At 70.2% G+C, this 15444-nt stretch carries 15 protein-coding genes, 1 tRNA gene and 1 riboswitch; of the genes, 6 read left to right on the forward strand and 10 right to left on the reverse strand.

Annotated features, from left to right (window positions below; genetic code table 11):
- Positions 1 to 10 precede the first annotated feature (10 nt).
- Positions 11 to 856 carry an ABC transporter permease gene (locus tag AB0389_RS34185; RefSeq protein WP_366399461.1) on the reverse strand — a complete coding sequence of 282 codons (846 nt, stop codon included), beginning with the start codon at positions 854 to 856 and terminating at the stop codon, positions 11 to 13.
- 88 nt (positions 857 to 944) lie between these two features.
- Positions 945 to 1745: an ABC-2 family transporter protein gene (locus tag AB0389_RS34190; protein WP_366399447.1), complete on the reverse strand. Its 801-nt coding sequence runs from the start codon at positions 1743 to 1745 to the stop codon at positions 945 to 947.
- Positions 1746 to 1972: 227 nt separating this feature from the next.
- On the opposite strand from AB0389_RS34190, the gene AB0389_RS34195 reads away from it, so the two are divergent.
- Complete coding sequence (locus tag AB0389_RS34195) at positions 1973 to 4426, forward strand: transglycosylase domain-containing protein (protein ID WP_366399448.1); 2454 nt, start codon at positions 1973 to 1975, stop codon at positions 4424 to 4426.
- Positions 4427 to 4467: 41 nt separating this feature from the next.
- Here AB0389_RS34195 and AB0389_RS34200 read toward each other — a convergent pair whose 3' ends face one another.
- The 3 genes from AB0389_RS34200 to AB0389_RS34210 form a co-directional block, all read right to left on the reverse strand.
- Positions 4468 to 4788 carry a multidrug efflux SMR transporter gene (locus AB0389_RS34200; RefSeq protein WP_366399449.1) on the reverse strand — a complete coding sequence of 107 codons (321 nt, stop codon included), beginning with the start codon at positions 4786 to 4788 and terminating at the stop codon, positions 4468 to 4470.
- A 34-nt stretch (positions 4789 to 4822) separates the two neighbouring features.
- A riboswitch (guanidine-III (ykkC-III) riboswitch) is annotated at positions 4823 to 4897 on the reverse strand.
- 94 nt (positions 4898 to 4991) lie between these two features.
- Positions 4992 to 5294, reverse strand: coding sequence for a co-chaperone GroES (locus AB0389_RS34205; protein ID WP_114665042.1), 303 nt, complete (start codon positions 5292 to 5294; stop codon positions 4992 to 4994).
- A 133-nt stretch (positions 5295 to 5427) separates the two neighbouring features.
- Positions 5428 to 5748, reverse strand: a complete 321-nt coding sequence (locus AB0389_RS34210; protein WP_366399450.1) for a DUF3618 domain-containing protein — start codon at positions 5746 to 5748, stop codon at positions 5428 to 5430.
- Between the two features lie 153 nt (positions 5749 to 5901).
- Here AB0389_RS34210 and bcp point away from each other — a divergent pair, with 153 nt between their 5' ends.
- The 3 genes from bcp (at position 5902) to AB0389_RS34225 (ending at position 7683) form a co-directional block, all read left to right on the forward strand.
- Positions 5902 to 6369 carry a thioredoxin-dependent thiol peroxidase gene (gene bcp, locus AB0389_RS34215; protein WP_366399451.1) on the forward strand — a complete coding sequence of 156 codons (468 nt, stop codon included), beginning with the start codon at positions 5902 to 5904 and terminating at the stop codon, positions 6367 to 6369.
- A 202-nt stretch (positions 6370 to 6571) separates the two neighbouring features.
- Entirely contained in the window at positions 6572 to 7561 is a 990-nt protein-coding gene (locus AB0389_RS34220; RefSeq protein WP_366399452.1) for an HNH endonuclease signature motif containing protein, read from the forward strand.
- Between the two features lie 38 nt (positions 7562 to 7599).
- Positions 7600 to 7683 (forward strand) — tRNA-Leu (locus AB0389_RS34225).
- Positions 7684 to 7743: 60 nt separating this feature from the next.
- Here AB0389_RS34225 and rdgB read toward each other — a convergent pair.
- Together rdgB and AB0389_RS34235 are read right to left on the reverse strand one after the other, a co-directional pair.
- Complete coding sequence (gene rdgB, locus AB0389_RS34230; RefSeq protein WP_366399453.1) at positions 7744 to 8346, reverse strand: RdgB/HAM1 family non-canonical purine NTP pyrophosphatase; 603 nt, start codon at positions 8344 to 8346, stop codon at positions 7744 to 7746.
- A 329-nt stretch (positions 8347 to 8675) separates the two neighbouring features.
- Entirely contained in the window at positions 8676 to 10928 is a 2253-nt protein-coding gene (locus AB0389_RS34235) for an MMPL family transporter (RefSeq protein WP_366399454.1), read from the reverse strand.
- A 95-nt stretch (positions 10929 to 11023) separates the two neighbouring features.
- On the opposite strand from AB0389_RS34235, the gene AB0389_RS34240 reads away from it, so the two are divergent.
- Positions 11024 to 11632, forward strand: a complete 609-nt coding sequence (locus tag AB0389_RS34240; RefSeq protein ID WP_366399455.1) for a TetR family transcriptional regulator — start codon at positions 11024 to 11026, stop codon at positions 11630 to 11632.
- 162 nt (positions 11633 to 11794) lie between these two features.
- On the opposite strand, the gene rph is transcribed toward AB0389_RS34240, so the two are convergent.
- Together rph and AB0389_RS34250 are read right to left on the reverse strand one after the other, a co-directional pair.
- Positions 11795 to 12526 (reverse strand): ribonuclease PH, encoded by a 732-nt coding sequence (gene rph, locus AB0389_RS34245; protein ID WP_366399456.1) that lies wholly within the window; start codon positions 12524 to 12526, stop codon positions 11795 to 11797.
- Between the two features lie 89 nt (positions 12527 to 12615).
- The gene (locus tag AB0389_RS34250; RefSeq protein ID WP_366399457.1) at positions 12616 to 12849 is read right to left on the reverse strand and encodes a PTS glucose/sucrose transporter subunit IIB; all 234 of its coding nucleotides are present in this window, start codon (positions 12847 to 12849) and stop codon (positions 12616 to 12618) included.
- Between the two features lie 141 nt (positions 12850 to 12990).
- Between AB0389_RS34250 and AB0389_RS34255 the strand changes: the two genes are divergently transcribed.
- Positions 12991 to 14274, forward strand: a complete 1284-nt coding sequence (locus tag AB0389_RS34255; protein ID WP_366399458.1) for a PTS transporter subunit EIIC — start codon at positions 12991 to 12993, stop codon at positions 14272 to 14274.
- A gap of 18 nt (positions 14275 to 14292) precedes the next feature.
- Here the strand turns inward: AB0389_RS34255 and AB0389_RS34260 are convergent, their stop codons facing one another.
- Positions 14293 to 15045, reverse strand: a complete 753-nt coding sequence (locus tag AB0389_RS34260) for an MBL fold metallo-hydrolase (protein WP_366399459.1) — start codon at positions 15043 to 15045, stop codon at positions 14293 to 14295.
- Positions 15046 to 15444: the final 399 nt, after the last annotated feature.

Here is a 15444-nt window from a genome sequence, read left to right on the forward strand (position 1 = left end):
GACCACCCTCTCAGCTTCCCGTGCTGCGGTACGCCCGCAGCCCCGCCCGCCATGCCAGCCCCGCCGCCGCGCAGCACACGGCCGCCACCACCGGCGGCAGGAACGCCACCGCGTCCGGCAGCCCCAGCGGCAGCTCGCGCCCCATCACGTACAGCGCCGGGATCCAGTTCACGAAGGCCAGCGGCACCACGAACGTCACCCCGCGCACCAGCTCCCGGCCGAAGACCGACGGCGGGTACTGGAGCACGGTGTTGCCGCCGTACGTGAACGCGTTCTGCACCTGCGAGGCGTCCTGCGCCCAGAACTGGAAGGCGCCGCCCGCCACGAACACCGCCCCGAAGATCGCCGCGCCGCTCAGGATCATCATGGGCAGCATCAGCACCCGCACGACCGTCCAGTCGATGTCCACCAGCAGCAGCCCGTAGCCAAGCACCAGCAGCCCCTGGAGGATCCGGCCCAGCCGCCGCAGCGCGAACTTGTCCGCCGCGACCTGCACCAGTACGGGCACGGGCCGCACCAGCAGCGTGTCGAGCGTGCCGTCCCGCACCCGGCGGCCGAGCCCGTTCATCGTCCCGAGGAGCAGCTCGGCGAGGCCGAAGGCCGTACCCGCCGTCCCGTACAGAAAGGCCACCTCGGGCAGCGAGTAGCCGCCGAGGGCATCGATGTGCGAGAACATCAGCAGGATCGACAGGAAGTCGAAGCCGGTCGCCGCGAAGTTCCCGACCAGCATCAGCGCGAAGGACGCGCGGTACGTGAGCGTGGACCGCGTCCAGGCCGCCACGATCAGGCCGTACCCCCGTATCCCGGCGCGCAGGGTGTCCCACCGCGAGGTTCCCGGAAGCCAGAATTCCGGCAGCTCGGCCTCCGGAGAAGCCACCGAAGCCACCGACGCCACCGACGGCCCATCGGCACCCACCGAATCGGCGACCGCCGCCCCCACCTCCTCAGCCACCCTGGACCACCACCCTCCTCGTCGCCACCGACTGAAGCGCCCGGCCCGCCCCGAGCAGCGCCACCGCCCAGCCCGCCTGGAACGCGAACACGCCCGCCAGGTCCCACCCGGTGTGCTTGCCCAGGAGGACATCCGCCGGGATCTGGAGCATCGACGACCACGGCAGCGCCCGCGCCAGCTCCCCCAGCGCGCCGGGGAAGACATTGAGCGGCAGCAGCATCCCGGAGAAGAACGTCGCCGCCAGCATCCCCATCTGCGCCGCCCCCGCGCCGTCCATCAGCCAGAACGCGGACAGCGCGATCAGGAACCGGATCGCGAAACTGACCACCAGCCCCAGCAGCACCGCCCCCAGGAACGCGAGCCACACCAGCGGATCGCGCGGCAGCGCCAGCTCGAAGGCGAACGCGCCGATCGCCATCGGCACGACCCCGCGCCCGAGCAGCTGGAACACCGCCCGGCCCAGATCGGCGGCCAGCCACCAGAGCTGGAGATCGGCCGGACGGTAGAGATCGACGGCGATGTCGCCCGTACGGATGCGTTCGATCAGCTCGTCCTCGAAACCGCCGCCTATCGTCGCGCAGGCCGCCAGCAGCGCCTGCCCGAGCCAGACGTACGTCATGGCCTGCGGCAGGTCGTACCCGCCGAGCCGCGGCCGCTCGTCCCAGAGCGCCGTGTAGGCGTACGCCAGGATGAAGCCGAACACGGTGTTGGTGAACACGCCGGCGAAGGTCGCCATGCGATACGTCGCGTACCGTCGGAAACCACCCAAGGTCACCACTGCGTACAGCCGCACCGTCCCCCTCCCCCCTCAGAAGCGCCCGGATCCGGCGCCGGATCCAGCGCCGGAATCAGCGCCGGACCAAAGGCGACCGAACGTAGTCGACGCGCCCACACCAGCGCGACTCAATATCCGGCGGCTCGCGCTTCTCCCTTCTGGCCGTGTTTTATGGGATTGACCTGATACGACACCGTTATGCCGGGAAGTGAACCTCCGGCTGCGGCCGAGGAGTCTTCACACATATGAGTGACGAGCCACAGCAGCAGGGCTGGGCCCCCCGGGACCCTTCCGACCCCGCGTCCGACCCCGCCCTCACCGGCCGGGCCAGGCGCGCGGCCAAGCGCGCCGAGCGCAAGCGCCGGCGTACCGGCTGGCGCAGGCTCGTCCCCACCTGGCGTATGACGGCCGGCGCGTTCCTGGGCTTCGCGCTCCTGCTCGTCTGCGGCTTCGTCCTGGGCTACAAGTACGTCGACATCCCGGCCGCCAACGCCGCCGCCACCGCCCAGTCGAACGTCTTCCTCTATACGGACGGCACCCAGATCGCCCGCGACGGCGAGATCAACCGCGAGAACATCAAGCTCGCGCAGGTGCCGAAGTCCGTCCAGCGCGCCGTGCTCGCCGCCGAGGACCGCGGCTTCTACGGCGAGCCCGCCGTCGACCCGCAGGGCATGGTCCGCGCCGCCTGGAACACCGCCACAGGCAAGGGCACCCAGGGCGGCTCCACCATCACCCAGCAGTACGTCAAGAACTACTACCTCGGCCAGGAACAGACGGTCATCCGCAAGACCAAGGAATTCTTCATCGCGATCAAGCTCAACCGCGAGGCGTCCAAGAGCCAGATCCTCCAGGGCTATCTGAACACCAGCTACTTCGGCCGCAACGCGTACGGCATCCAGGCCGCCGCCCAGGCGTACTACGGCAAGGACGTCGAGAACCTCAGCACGGCGGAGGGCGCCTATCTGGCCTCCCTGCTCAACGCCCCCAGCGAGTTCGACGTCGTCGTGCACCCCGAGAACAGACCGGCCGCCGTCGCCCGCTGGAACTACGTGCTCGACGGCATGGTCAAGGAGCACTGGCTCAGCGAGCACGACCGCGCCAAGATGGCGTTCCCGCAGCCCGGCAACCTACGGCCCTCCTCCTCCGGCCTCACGGGCCAGCGCGGCTACATCGTCCAGGCCGTCAAGGACTATCTGACCAGCAACAAGATCATCGACGAGAACACCCTGGCCGCCGGCGGCTACCGCATCACCACCACCCTCGACCGGAAGAAGCAGAACGCCTTCGTCCAGGCCGTCAAGGACAAGGTCACCTCCCAGCTCAGCGGCGACCGCGCGGCCGACCGCAACGTCCGCGTCGGCGGCGCCTCCATCGACCCGGCGACCGGCCGGGTCGTCGCCATGTACGGCGGCATCGACTACACGAAGCAGTACGTCAACAACGCGACCCGCCGCGACTACCAGGTCGGCTCCACCTTCAAGCCGTTCGTCTTCGCCGCCGCCGTCCAGAACGGCTCCCGGACCCAGGACGGCCGGACGATCGCCCCGAACACCGTCTACGACGGCACCAACCAGCGCATGGTCCAGGGCCCCAGCGGCTCCACCGGTTACGCCCCCGCCAACGAGGACGACGTCGACTACGGCCCCATCACCGTACGGGTCGCCACCGACAAGTCCGTCAACGCCGTCTACGCGCAGATGGCCGAGGACGTCGGGCCCACCACCGTCAAGGACACCGCCATCGCCCTCGGCATCCCCAAGAACACCCCCGACCTCACCGCCACCCCCTCCATCGCGCTCGGCCCGGCCACCGCGAGCGTCCTGGACATGGCCGAGGCGTACGCCACGCTCGCCAACCACGGCGCGCACGGCACGTACAGCCTCGTCCAGAACATCAGCAGGAACGGTACGGACCTGGCCCTGCCCGCCCACGACAGCAAGCAGGCCATCAGCCGCGAGGCCGCCGACACCACCACCTCCATGCTGCGCGGCGTCGTCGACGGCGGCACCGGCACCGCCGCCCAGTCCGCGGGCCGCCCCGCCGCCGGCAAGACCGGCACGGCGGAGAAGGACAAGGCGGCCTGGTTCGCCGGCTACACCCCGAACCTCGCCACCGTCGTCGCCGTGATGGGCGCCGACCCCAGGACCGCCGAGCAGAAGCCTCTGTACGGAGCCCTCGGCCAGGCCCGTATCAACGGCGGCGGCGCGCCCGCCCAGATCTGGGGCCAGTACACCGCCGCCGCGCTCCGGGGCACCGCCGTCAAGGACTTCGACCTCCAGGTGGAGCCCGACGCGGCCGACACGGCACTGCCGGACCAGACGGGGTCCCCGCGGCCCGACCGGCCGGGCCAGTCGCAGAGCCCGGACACCCAGGGCACCACCCAGGGCCGGACTCCCGCCCCGGGCACCCAGGGCGGGACGAACACCGCCGGTACGGGCACGACCACCACCGCGGGCGGCGGCCCGCCCGCGGACACCACCACCCAGGGCGGCACCACCACCGGCGGAACGGACCCGGGCGGCGGCAGCCCGGCCGACGGCGGTACGGGCACGACCGGCACCAGCATCGGCGCCGACAGCGCGGGCACGACGGGTGCGTCGGGCGCGGCGACCGACGGGGGTGGTACCGGGGACGCGACCACGGGCGGGGGCGGCACGGACACAGGACAGGGAACGGGAACGGACGGCCAGGGCCCGTAAGCCGTAGGCCCCGTAGGCCCGTAAGCCGTCAACGCGACGCCTCAGTGCCCGGAAGTGGCCTTCAGCCCCACCACGGCCACCAGCAGCAGACAGACGAAGAAGATCCGCGCGGCGGTCGCCGGCTCCCCCAGCGCCACCATGCCGACCACGGCCGCCCCGGCCGCGCCGATCCCGACCCACACGCCGTACGCCGTGCCGATCGGCAGGGTCTTCGCCGCCTGCGACAGCAGCAGCATGCTCAGGACGATCCCCGCACCGGTGAACACGCTCGGCCACAGCCGGGTGAACCCCTCGGTGAACTTCATCCCGATCGACCAGCCGATCTCCAGCAGACCGGCGACGATCAACAGAACCCAGGCCATGACGGCACCTCCCGGCGAGAACGCGGAAACAACAGGTGCGTCGTCTTTCGATGACCCGGTACGGCGCGTCTCGTCGGGGTGACCCCACGCTAACAAACAAAGGTGAGGCGGAGGAAACCCCCCGGAAACAGAACCCCACGGAGACGCGCGGAACACGCGGAAACTCCCGGAAACACCTGGAAACTCGCGGAAACTCGCCGGAACTACAGATAGAGCCCGGTGGAGTCCTCGGACCCCTCGAACCGGTCAGCCGCGACCGCGTGCAGATCGCGCTCCCGCATCAGTACGTACGCCACCCCGCGCACCTCGACCTCGGCCCGGTCCTCGGGGTCGTACAGCACCCGGTCCCCCGGCGTCACCGTCCGTACGCTCTGCCCCACGGCCACCACCTCGGCCCAGGCAAGCCGGCGGCCGACCTCGGCCGTCGCCGGGATCAGGATGCCGCCGGACGAACGCCGCTCGCCCTCCGGAATGTCCGTCCTGACCAGGACCCGGTCATGGAGCATCCGGATGGGCAGCTTGTCGTGCTGGCTCTGGGGTTTCTCGCTCACGCCCCAGAACCTACCTGCCGGGCCCGCCGCCGTACGCCATAGGGGTGACAGGACAGGAGACAGGACACTCGACAGGCCGTCAGCGGGCTCAGGCGCGGCGGCGCTTCGTCGACACCACCAGCAGCCCGACGACGCCGACCGCGACCAGCGCCACCGGCACCAGCCGCTCCATCCGGGGGGCGCCCGCGTGGTCGGTGAACGAGGCGCGCACGCCCGCGACCGTCCTGTTCACGGCGACGAACGCGCGCCCCGCCGTCCGGTCGACCGTGGAGGTCACCTTGGCCTTCGCGTCGCCCACGATCGTCTTCGGATGCACCCGCACGCCGATCTCGTCGAGCGTCTCGGCAAGCTGCCCGCGCCGGCGGACGATGTCCGCCTCGATCTGCGCCGGGGTCCTGGATTCCGACACCGCGCTGCCTCCGTGGTCGTGTCCGATATTCCTACGTCAGTCCTACGTCGACAGTCTGTCAGCTCGACGCCCACCGCACCCGGCGGCACCCCCGATTACGCTCGGCGGCGTACCCCGGTCCACCCGGACTCACCCGCCCCACCGAGGAGAACCATGAGCGAGCGCCTCCAGCCCGGCGACACCGCCCCCGCCTTCACCCTGCCCGACGCGGACGGCAACGACGTCTCGCTCGCGGACCACAAGGGCCGCAAGGTCATCGTCTACTTCTACCCGGCCGCGCTCACCCCGGGCTGCACCAAGCAGGCGTGCGACTTCACCGACAACCTGGAGCTGCTGGCCGGCGCCGGCTACGACGTCATCGGCGTATCGCCCGACAAGCCGGAGAAGCTCGCGAAGTTCCGCGAGAAGGAGAACCTGAAGGTCACGCTTCTGGGCGACCCCGCCAAGGCCGTACTGGAGGCGTACGGCGCCTTCGGCGAGAAGAAGCTGTACGGCAAGACGGTCACCGGCGTCATCCGCTCGACGTTCGTCGTGGACGAGAAGGGCCGCATCGAACAGGCCCTCTACAACGTCCGCGCCACCGGCCACGTAGCCAAGATCATCAAGGACCTCGGCATCTGACCCACCACACCCGCACCCCCACCACACCCGAGGCCCCGCCCACGCGGGGCCTCGGTCCCTTTCCTGCTCCGTACGGCGTAACCGTCCGATATCCGGTTCGTTACTCAGTACGAGGCTGCGAACGCGCGGCCGGGACGAGGGGGTCGGGATATGCCGGTGCGGTCCACGCTGAGCTGGGCTGTTAGCCCCCGAGGGAGAACCCGTGTCTGAGGCATACGACCGGGACCGGCTCGCCGCCGCCATCTCCGAGGTACGCACCTGGGCGGGCCTGATGCGTCGCCTCGGGCTCAAGGAGAGCGGTGGTCAGCGTCGCGTACTCCAGGCGAAGGTCACCGCCCTCGGTATCGACACCGGCCACTTCAAGCAGCGGAGCCCGTGGCGAAAGTATCCGGACGAGACGATCGCCGCCGCTGCCGCGACCTCCACTACGTTGCGCGAGGTGGTCGTCAAGCTGGGTGTTCCACCCGCCACGGGCACGCTGTCACACATCACCCGCCGCATCGCGGCAGCCGGTATCGACATCAGTCACTTCCCCGGAATGAACCGCCCCCGGATCGAATTGCCCTTCACCACAGCAGAGTTGGCGAATGCGGCCGCCTCCTCCACCAGCATCCGGGGCGCTGCCCGCGCACTCGGCGTGCCCGACGACAGCCGGTCGCGTGCCGTGCTCGGCCGAATGCTCAAGGAGCGGGACATCGACACCACCCATTTCCGCAACGCACGGCTGACAGTCCCGGAGACCGCCCTGCGCGAGGCCATACCCACCGCATCCAGCTACGCCGACGTCATGCGTTCCCTCGGACTGCCCGTCAACGACACGAATCATCGGCGGGTACGGCGGAAGGTAATCCAACTGGGCATCGACACAAGTCACTTCAAGCGGCGCGGCTGGGCTTCGGCTCCCGTGCACGACCCGAAGCCCATCGCCCCGGCCACGCTGGTCCTCCTCCCCCATGGATCTCCCCGTACGAACCGCACCCGGCTGCACCGGGCGCTCCAGGAGATCGAGGTCCCGTACCGGTGTGTGTCCTGCGGGAACACCGGCAAGTGGCTCGAGCGACCAATCACGCTCCAGATCGACCACGTCAACGGCGACTGGCTCGACAACCGGCCCGCAAACCTGCGCTACCTCTGCCCGAACTGCCACGCGCTCACCGATACCTGGTGCCGCAGCCGCCGGAAACCTCGCTAGGGCATGCCGACCGCAGCCGGTACGATGACGGACGGCTGGCGGCGGTGGCGCAACGGCGACGCAGCAGACTTAGGATCTGTGGCCCCTGAAAAGGCTTGAGGGTTCGAATCCCTTCCGCCGCACTATGAACGGCCTGCGAATCAATCCTGATTCACAGGCCGTTTCTCTGTCCGTCCGGAGGCTCAGCCCAGCAGCTCCCGCACCACCGGGACCAGCGCGCGGAACGCCTTGCCGCGGTGGCTGATCGCGTTCTTCTCCGCCGGCGTCAGCTCCGCGCAGGTGCGGGTTTCGCCGTTCGGCTGGAGGATCGGGTCGTAGCCGAAGCCGCCCGTGCCGGACGGGGTGGTGCGGAGGGTGCCCAGGAGGCGGCCCTCGACGACGCGTTCCGTGCCGTCCGGGAGGGCGAGTGCCGCCGCGCAGGCAAAGTGGGCGGCGCGGTGGGGCGGGGCGATGTCGGCCAGTTGGGCCAGCAGGAGGCGGAGGTTGGCCTCGTCGTCGCCGTGCGCGCCCGACCAGCGGGCGGAGAAGATGCCGGGGGCGCCGCCGAGGACGTCGACGCAGAGGCCGGAGTCGTCGGCCACGGCCGGCAGGCCGGTCGCGGCGGCCAGGGCGTGCGCCTTGAGCAGGGCGTTCTCCGCGAAGGTGACGCCCGTCTCCTTGACGTCGGGGACCTCCGGATACGCGTCCGCGCCGACGAGATCGTGCGGCAGGCCGGCGTCCGCGAGGATGGCCTTGAGTTCGGTGAGCTTCCCGGCGTTGCGGGTGGCGAGGATCAGACGGGTCATGCCGTCCAGTATCGGGCGAGGGCCTGAGCCGCCTGTTCGGCGGGATCCTCGACAGGCCCAGGACGGGCCACGCACCGTACCCGGGGGCACGGTGCGTGGGGATGGAGCGGCAGTCGGGGTCGGGTGTCCAGTGCCCCTCCCGGCGAGCTTTGCCCCGTCGCGGCACTAGGGCCTGTGTGGGGTTGTGATCTGGATCAGGGAGCGGGGCGTGGTGCGTGCGATCGCAAGGCGTCGAGAGGCCCTCGTAGCGGAGCTACTAGGGCATTTCGGCAACGCCGCGAGCGTGCGTGCCACGCCCCGCGAGCCCAGATCACAACCCCACACAGGCCCTAGCGACCTGAAGCTCCATGCCCCGTGGGGACGGGGTTACGTGTGGGCTCGGTGGGGTCCTCTGTGACGGGGAGGTTCGCTCCTTCGAGGTCGACGTGGGGGATGTTGCGGTCGAGCCGGCCGGGCAGGTGCCAGGCACGGTGGCCGAGCAGGGCCATGGCGGCCGGCACCAGGGCCATGCGCACCAGAAAGGCGTCGATGAACACGCCGACGGCCAGGGCGAAGGCGATGGACTTGGTGATCGGGTCCTGGTTGAAGACGAACCCGCCGAAGACGGCGACCATGATCAGGGCCGCGGCGGAGACCACCCTTCCGCTGTTGGCCACGCCGCTGATGACGGCCGCGGCTGCGTCACGGGTCTGCTCGTGGTGTTCCCGCATCCGGCTGACGAGGAAGACTTCGTAGTCCATCGCGAGGCCGAACAGGACGCCGATGAGAACGACGGGCAGGAAGCTGGTGACAGGACCGGCCGAGGGAATCCCCAGGAGCCCGTTCAGATGGCCGTTCTGGAAGATCCATACGGTGCACCCCAGGGACGCGGCGACCGACAGCAGGAAGCCAAGCACGGCTTTCAGCGGTACGAGGAGCGAGCGGAACGCGACGGTCAGCAGGATCACGGCCAGGGTCACGATGATGGCGATGAACAGCGGCAGTGCTTCGGACAGCTTGGCCGAGACATCGATGGCCGCGGCGGTGCTGCCGGCGATGTAGAGGGTGCCGCCCTGCTGGGAGAAGGCGCTCTCCTGTTCCCGCAGCCGGTGGACCAGGTCGGTGGTGGCCTGGTCGTCGGGTCCGGTCTTCGGAACGATGGAGAGGGCGGACACGGTGGTGTCGGGGTTGACGACGGGCTCCGAGATGTACGCCACGCCGGGGTCCCGGGACAGGGTGTCGCGCAGTGCGCCGACCGCCCGCTGACGTTCCGCGGCGGGCATGCCGCCGGTGTCGGCGACGGCTGTGAGAGTGGCGTTGAAGCCGTCTCCGAACCCCTCGGCGACCAGGTCGTACGCCTTGTGCTGGGTGCTGGCCGCGGGCTGGGCGGCGCCGCTGGGCAGTCCCAGGCGCAGGTCCTTCGCCGGCCAGGCGAGAGCGAGCAGACCGATCACCCCGACGAGAAGCACGAGCAGTGGCTTGCGGGTGACCGTGCGGCCCCACGCCATGCTCCAGGAGCCTGCCGCACTCCGGCCGTGCTCGGTGGGCGTGGGCCGGGGCTGTGGCCGGGGCTGTGGCCGGGGCCGGGACCGGGGCCGGGGCCGCAGGCGGTCGCCGGCCAGTCCGAGTACGGCGGGGACCAGCGTGACCGCGACGAGGACCGCGAGGAGCACCGTGGCGGCGGCGGCCAGTCCCATGACGGCCAGGAACGGAATGCCGATGACGGCCAGCGCGGCGAGCGCGATGACCACGGTCGCGCCGGCGAAGACGACGGCACTGCCGGCGGTGGCCACGGCGCGGGCGATCGACTCCTCCACCCCGACGTCCGGGTCGGCCAGTTGCTCGCGGTGCCGGGCGATGATGAACAGGGCGTAGTCGATCCCGACGGCCAGTCCGATCATCAGTGCCAGCACGGTGGCCGTGCTCGTCATATCGACGAAGCCGGAGATGAACTGCACCCCCAGCACCCCGATGCCCACACCGACGAACGCGGTAAGCAGCGGCAGCCCGGCCGCCACGATCGAGCCCAGGGCCAGGGCGAGCACCACGAACGCGATCACGACCCCGGCCACCTCGGCCAGTTCGCCGCCCTCCAGCACGCTTTCCATGACCGGGCCGTCGAACTCGACCGCCAGCCCGGCGCCGCGGGCGTCGTCCATCGCGGCCGACAGCGCGTCCTTTGAGGCTTGGGGCACCTCGTCGGCGGACTGGCGGAACCGCACGTCGGCGAAGGCGACGCGCCGATCCGGTGAGATCGTCCGCGTTTCGAACGGGTCGGCGACGCCCTCGACACCCGGTATCCCGCTCACCTTGTCCAGGCTGGTCTCGATGGCCTCCTTGTGCCCGCGCGTGGTGAGCGTGCCACCGGCAGGGGCCGCGATCACCACCCGGGCCGTGCCGCCCTCCGCACCCGGCATCTTCTTCTCCAGCAGATCCTGCGCCCGCTGCGACTCCAGCCCGGGGATCGAGAACTGAGTGCTGAGGGAACCGGCCATGGTGACGCCCAGGCCGCCGATCACGGCGAGGAGCGACAGCCAGACGCCGATCACCCAGCCTCGGCGGCGAACCGCCCACTTACCCCACGCGAACAGCATTGATGCCATGTCCGTCTTCCTCGCTCTCCGACGACCGACTTGGTTACATCATGCTGCATACTTACAGTTGACTGCAAATTTACGCTCGATGGTAAGTTGGCGTCATGGAACAAGGAGTACGGGAACGAGGTAAAGCCCGACGCAGACAGGCGATCCTGCGCTCGGCCTACAAGCTGTTCGCCGACCGCGGCTTCGAGCCGACGACCATCGCCGACATCGCCGCGGAAGCCGAGGTGTCCCCCCGGACGGTCACGCTGTACTTCCCCTCCAAGCTGGAGCTGGCGACCTCCTACCTCGACGAAAACGTCGAGCGGCTGGAGAAGGCGCTGCGCGAGAGCGGGGGCACGGGCTCGGACGCGCTGGAGAACTGGCTGCGCGCGGAGATCGCCGACACACGCACCCAGGGTGATCTGGAGGCGCTCTGGGACCGCATGATGGAGCGCAACCCCCAACTGCGCGCCATCGCCAACAACCGGTTGACCTCGGCCATCCAGGAAGGTGCGCGCATCTTCGCCGCCGGGCGGGGCGAAGCCCCCGACGGCTTCGTGCCGCGCATGGTGGCCGGAGCCGCCGCAGCGGTCATCAGTGAGGTGTTTCTCCACCCGAGCGAGGAGAACATCGCCACAGCGATGAACTTCCTCGGGGCCGGCATCGCCGCCGTGACGGCCGGCCCCGAGGGGGAAGGGCCCGACGCACCGCGACCCGCCGAATGACTCGGCCTGCGGTCCGCCGAAGCGCCGGAAGGTGAGGAGCGCCGCGCCGGCGGCGTAGCGCGGCACGCCAACGGGCCCCTGCCGATGGGCAGGGGCCCGTCCACGTTCACGGGTGCGGAGGGTACGTTCCCCGAAGGCCGGCCCCGCCCCGTATCCGACCCGTCAGAGAGTCTGTTCCAGCGCCGTGCGCTGGAGCGCCGCCAGGTCCACGCAGCCCGCTGTGGCGAGGTCGAGCAGCGCGTTCAGCTCCTTGCGGTCGAAGGGCTCCGCCTCCGCCGTGCCCTGGACCTCGACGAAGCGGCCGTCGCCGGTGCAGACGACGTTCATGTCCGTCTCGGCGCGCACGTCCTCCTCGTAACAGAGGTCCAGCAGCGGTGCGCCGTCGACGATGCCGACGCTCACCGCCGAGACCGTACCGGTCAGCGGCCGGCGGCCGGCCTTGACGATCTTCTTGCCCTGCGCCCAGGCCACCGCGTCCGCGAGGGCGACATACGCGCCGGTGATGGCGGCGGTACGGGTGCCGCCGTCGGCCTGGAGGACGTCGCAGTCGAGGACGACGGTGTTCTCGCCGAGCGCCTTGTAGTCGATGACCGCGCGCAGCGAGCGGCCGATCAGGCGGCTGATCTCGTGCGTACGCCCGCCGATCTTGCCGCGGACGGACTCGCGGTCGCCGCGCGTGTTGGTCGAGCGCGGCAGCATCGAGTATTCGGCGGTGACCCAGCCCTCGCCGCTGCCCTTGCGCCAGCGCGGGACGCCCTCGGTGACCGAGGCGGTACAGAAGACTCTGGTGTCACCGAAGGAGATGAGGACGGAGCCCTCGGCGTGCTTGCTCCATCCGCGTTCGATGGTGACGGGACGGAGCTGTTCGGGGGTTCGGCCGTCGATTCGAGACATGACCGTGAGCCTATCGGGACCTACGGGAGTGGTCTGGTCCGGTAGGCGTGATCAGGCCCCGCCGAGGGGTACGGCGGGACGCCGCGCCGTCACATCATGTCCTCGATCTCGCCCGCGACCGGGTCCGCGTCGGTGCCGATGACGACCTGGACCGCCGTACCCATCCGTACGACACCATGCGCCCCGGCGGCCTTCAGCGCGGCTTCGTCGACAAGGTCGGCGTTGACCACCTCGGCGCGCAGACGGGTGATGCAGCCCTCGACCTCTTCGATGTTGTCGAGGCCGCCGAGCCCGGCGACGATCTTCTCGGCCTTGGTGGCCATGTCTCGCTCCCGTCACTTCACCGATGCCATCCGGCCCGCTCCACACGGTCCGCTTTGTCACGGTAACGCACAGTTGGCTCATCTTCCCGGGCGGCCCGTCACCCCCGTACCGAATATGGGAAGAACGACGGGAGTCAGACCATGAGCGCCTCCAGCACCGCGGCCACCCCCGCCCCGCGACCTCGCCCGCGTCCGCGCTGGTGGAACGGGTTGTTCAACGGCCTCCAGAAGGTCGGGCGCAGCCTCCAGCTACCGGTGGCCGTGCTGCCCGCCGCCGGTCTGCTGGTCAGCCTCGGAAATCTGTTCTCCGCGTATCTGCACGGCGCGTTCTGGGACAGGACGGCCAAGGTGTTCAGCCTGGGCGGTACGGCCATCCTGGACGGGGCGTTCGGGCTGCCGCTGCTCTTCTGCATCGGCGTCGCGATCGGCTTCGCGAAGAAGGCGGACGGTTCCACGGCGCTCGCCGCGGTCGCCGGCTTCCTCGTCTTCCACGGCGTACTGGCCGCGTTCCCGATCGACGGCACGGTCACCAAGGCGCTCCCGGCGGGCACCCCGCAGAACCCCGGCGTGCTCGGCGGCATCCTGATCGGGCTGCTGACGGCGGTCGTCTGGCAGCGGTTCCACCGGACGCGGCTGGTCGACTGGCTGGGCTTCTTCAACGGCCGCCGGCTGGTGCCGATCCTGATGGCCTTCATCGGCGTCATCCTCGGCGTGCTCTTCGGGCTGCTCTGGCAGCCGGTGGGCGACGCGCTGACCACGTTCGCGAAACAGCTGATCAACCTGGGTTCCTGGGGCGCGGGCATCTTCGGCGTCGCCAACCGGCTGCTCATCCCGATCGGCATGCACCAGTTCCTGAACACCTTCTTCTGGTTCCAGGCGGGCGAGTTCACCAAGCCGGACGGCACCGTCGTCCAGGGCGATCTGACCCGGTTCTTCGCCGGGGACCCGACGGCCGGTCAGTTCATGTCCGGCTTCTTCCCCATCATGATGTTCGGCCTGCCGGCCGCCGCGCTCGCGATCGCGCACTGCGCGCGCCCCGAACACCGCAAGCGGGTCGCGGGGCTGATGCTCTCCGTGGCCCTCACCTCGTTCGTCACCGGTGTGACCGAACCGCTGGAGTTCTCCTTCATGTTCGCCGCGCCCCTGCTGTACGGCGCGCACGCGCTGCTCACCGGGGCGTCCATGGCGATCACCTGGGCACTGGGCGTGCACGCGGGCTTCAGCTTCTCGGCGGGCCTGATCGACTACGTGGTGAACTGGCACCTCGACACCAAGCCCTGGCTGATCATCCCGATCGGACTCTGCTTCGCGGTCGTCTACTACCTCGTCTTCCGCTTCGCGATCACCCGGTTCAACATCCCCACGCCGGGCCGCGAGCCGGAGGAGCTGGAGGAGGAGGCGGACCAGCAGAACGTCAGACCGTAACGGCGGCGGGCGCGCCGGTCAGATCTCGTAGACCAGGCCCGGGGCCGCCAGCTCGGACGGCCCCGCGTACACCTCGCGCGCGTCGGCCAGGTTCAGCTCGCCGTCCGTCCACGGCGGGATGTGCGTCAGCACCAGCCGCCGCGCCCGCGCCCGCGTCGCGTGCTCCCCGGCCTCCCGGCCGTTCAGATGGAGGCCCTCGACGTCCTCCTTGCCGAACGTGAACGCCGCCTCGCAGAGGAACAGGTCCGTGTCCTCCGCCAGCTCCACGAGCGCCTCACTGGCCCCCGTGTCCCCGGAGTACACCAGCGACCTGCCGCCGTACTCGACCCTGATCCCGAACGTCTCGACCGGATGCGCGACCTTCTCCGTACGCACGGAGAACGGCCCGATGTCGAACGACCCCGGCTTCAGCGTGTGGAAGTCGAAGACCTCGCTCATCGACTTCTCCGTGGGCGTGTCCGCGTACGCGGCGGTGAGCCGCTGCTCGGTGCCCTCGGGCCCGTAGACGGGAATGGGGTCGCAGCGCCCCCCGTCGAAGCGGTAGTAACGGGCGACGAAGTAACCGCACATGTCGATGCAGTGATCGGCGTGGAGATGGCTGAGGAAGATGGCGTCGAGGTCGTACAGACCACAGTGGCGCTGCAACTCGCCGAGGGCGCCATTACCCATGTCGAGCAGCAGCCGGAAGCCGTCGGCCTCTACGAGGTAGCTGGAGCAGGCGGACCCCACGGCGGGGAACGAGCCTGAACAGCCGACGACGGTGAGCTTCATGGAGCGTGAACCTCCGTGGCGTGGAAGGGGGGCGACGGGGGTCGTACGGGATTCATGCGGTCCGTCGAGCGTAAAGCGCGAAACGGCTGGTCGCTCCTCCACGGCGGGCCGTTGTGGGGGAACTCACCCACGGCGTCACCGGTTCGGTGGCGTCTCGCCTCCCGGCGGGGGGTCGTGGTCTGTGGTGGTACCGGGGGACGGCCGGTGCACGCGGTGCCGGGTGCCGGGGCGGGGTCGCCTCCCGGCGAGGGGTCGTGGGTCTGGGCGGTTGCGGGGTGCGGCCGGTGTGGCCCCGTGCCGGGGTCCGGGGCACTCCGGAGGCGCATCCCCGGATGCACGATTTACGCCGCGTGCGGGCCGGTTCTCTGTCCGCGGGTGCGTTCAGCGGCACAAATCGCG

It is taken from the genome of Streptomyces sp. NPDC093109, assembly GCF_040701725.1.
In the GTDB taxonomy this organism is placed as follows: domain Bacteria; phylum Actinomycetota; class Actinomycetes; order Streptomycetales; family Streptomycetaceae; genus Streptomyces.

What these genes read in the sequence shown, in the direction of transcription:
- AB0389_RS34260 (WP_366399459.1), bottom strand. Translation starts at nt 15,045, where the DNA reads ATGAAGCTCACCGTCGTCGGCTGTTCAGGCTCGTTCCCCGCCGTGGGG.
- AB0389_RS34255 (WP_366399458.1), top strand. Translation starts at nt 12,991, where the DNA reads ATGAGCGCCTCCAGCACCGCGGCCACCCCCGCCCCGCGACCTCGCCCG.
- AB0389_RS34200 (WP_366399449.1), bottom strand. Translation starts at nt 4,788, where the DNA reads ATGGCCTGGGTTCTGTTGATCGTCGCCGGTCTGCTGGAGATCGGCTGG.
- AB0389_RS34235 (WP_366399454.1), bottom strand. Translation starts at nt 10,928, where the DNA reads ATGGCATCAATGCTGTTCGCGTGGGGTAAGTGGGCGGTTCGCCGCCGA.
- rph (WP_366399456.1), bottom strand. Translation starts at nt 12,526, where the DNA reads ATGTCTCGAATCGACGGCCGAACCCCCGAACAGCTCCGTCCCGTCACC.
- bcp (WP_366399451.1), top strand. Translation starts at nt 5,902, where the DNA reads ATGAGCGAGCGCCTCCAGCCCGGCGACACCGCCCCCGCCTTCACCCTG.
- AB0389_RS34195 (WP_366399448.1), top strand. Translation starts at nt 1,973, where the DNA reads ATGAGTGACGAGCCACAGCAGCAGGGCTGGGCCCCCCGGGACCCTTCC.
- AB0389_RS34240 (WP_366399455.1), top strand. Translation starts at nt 11,024, where the DNA reads ATGGAACAAGGAGTACGGGAACGAGGTAAAGCCCGACGCAGACAGGCG.
- AB0389_RS34205 (WP_114665042.1), bottom strand. Translation starts at nt 5,294, where the DNA reads ATGCTCCATGACCGGGTCCTGGTCAGGACGGACATTCCGGAGGGCGAG.
- rdgB (WP_366399453.1), bottom strand. Translation starts at nt 8,346, where the DNA reads ATGACCCGTCTGATCCTCGCCACCCGCAACGCCGGGAAGCTCACCGAA.
- AB0389_RS34250 (WP_366399457.1), bottom strand. Translation starts at nt 12,849, where the DNA reads ATGGCCACCAAGGCCGAGAAGATCGTCGCCGGGCTCGGCGGCCTCGAC.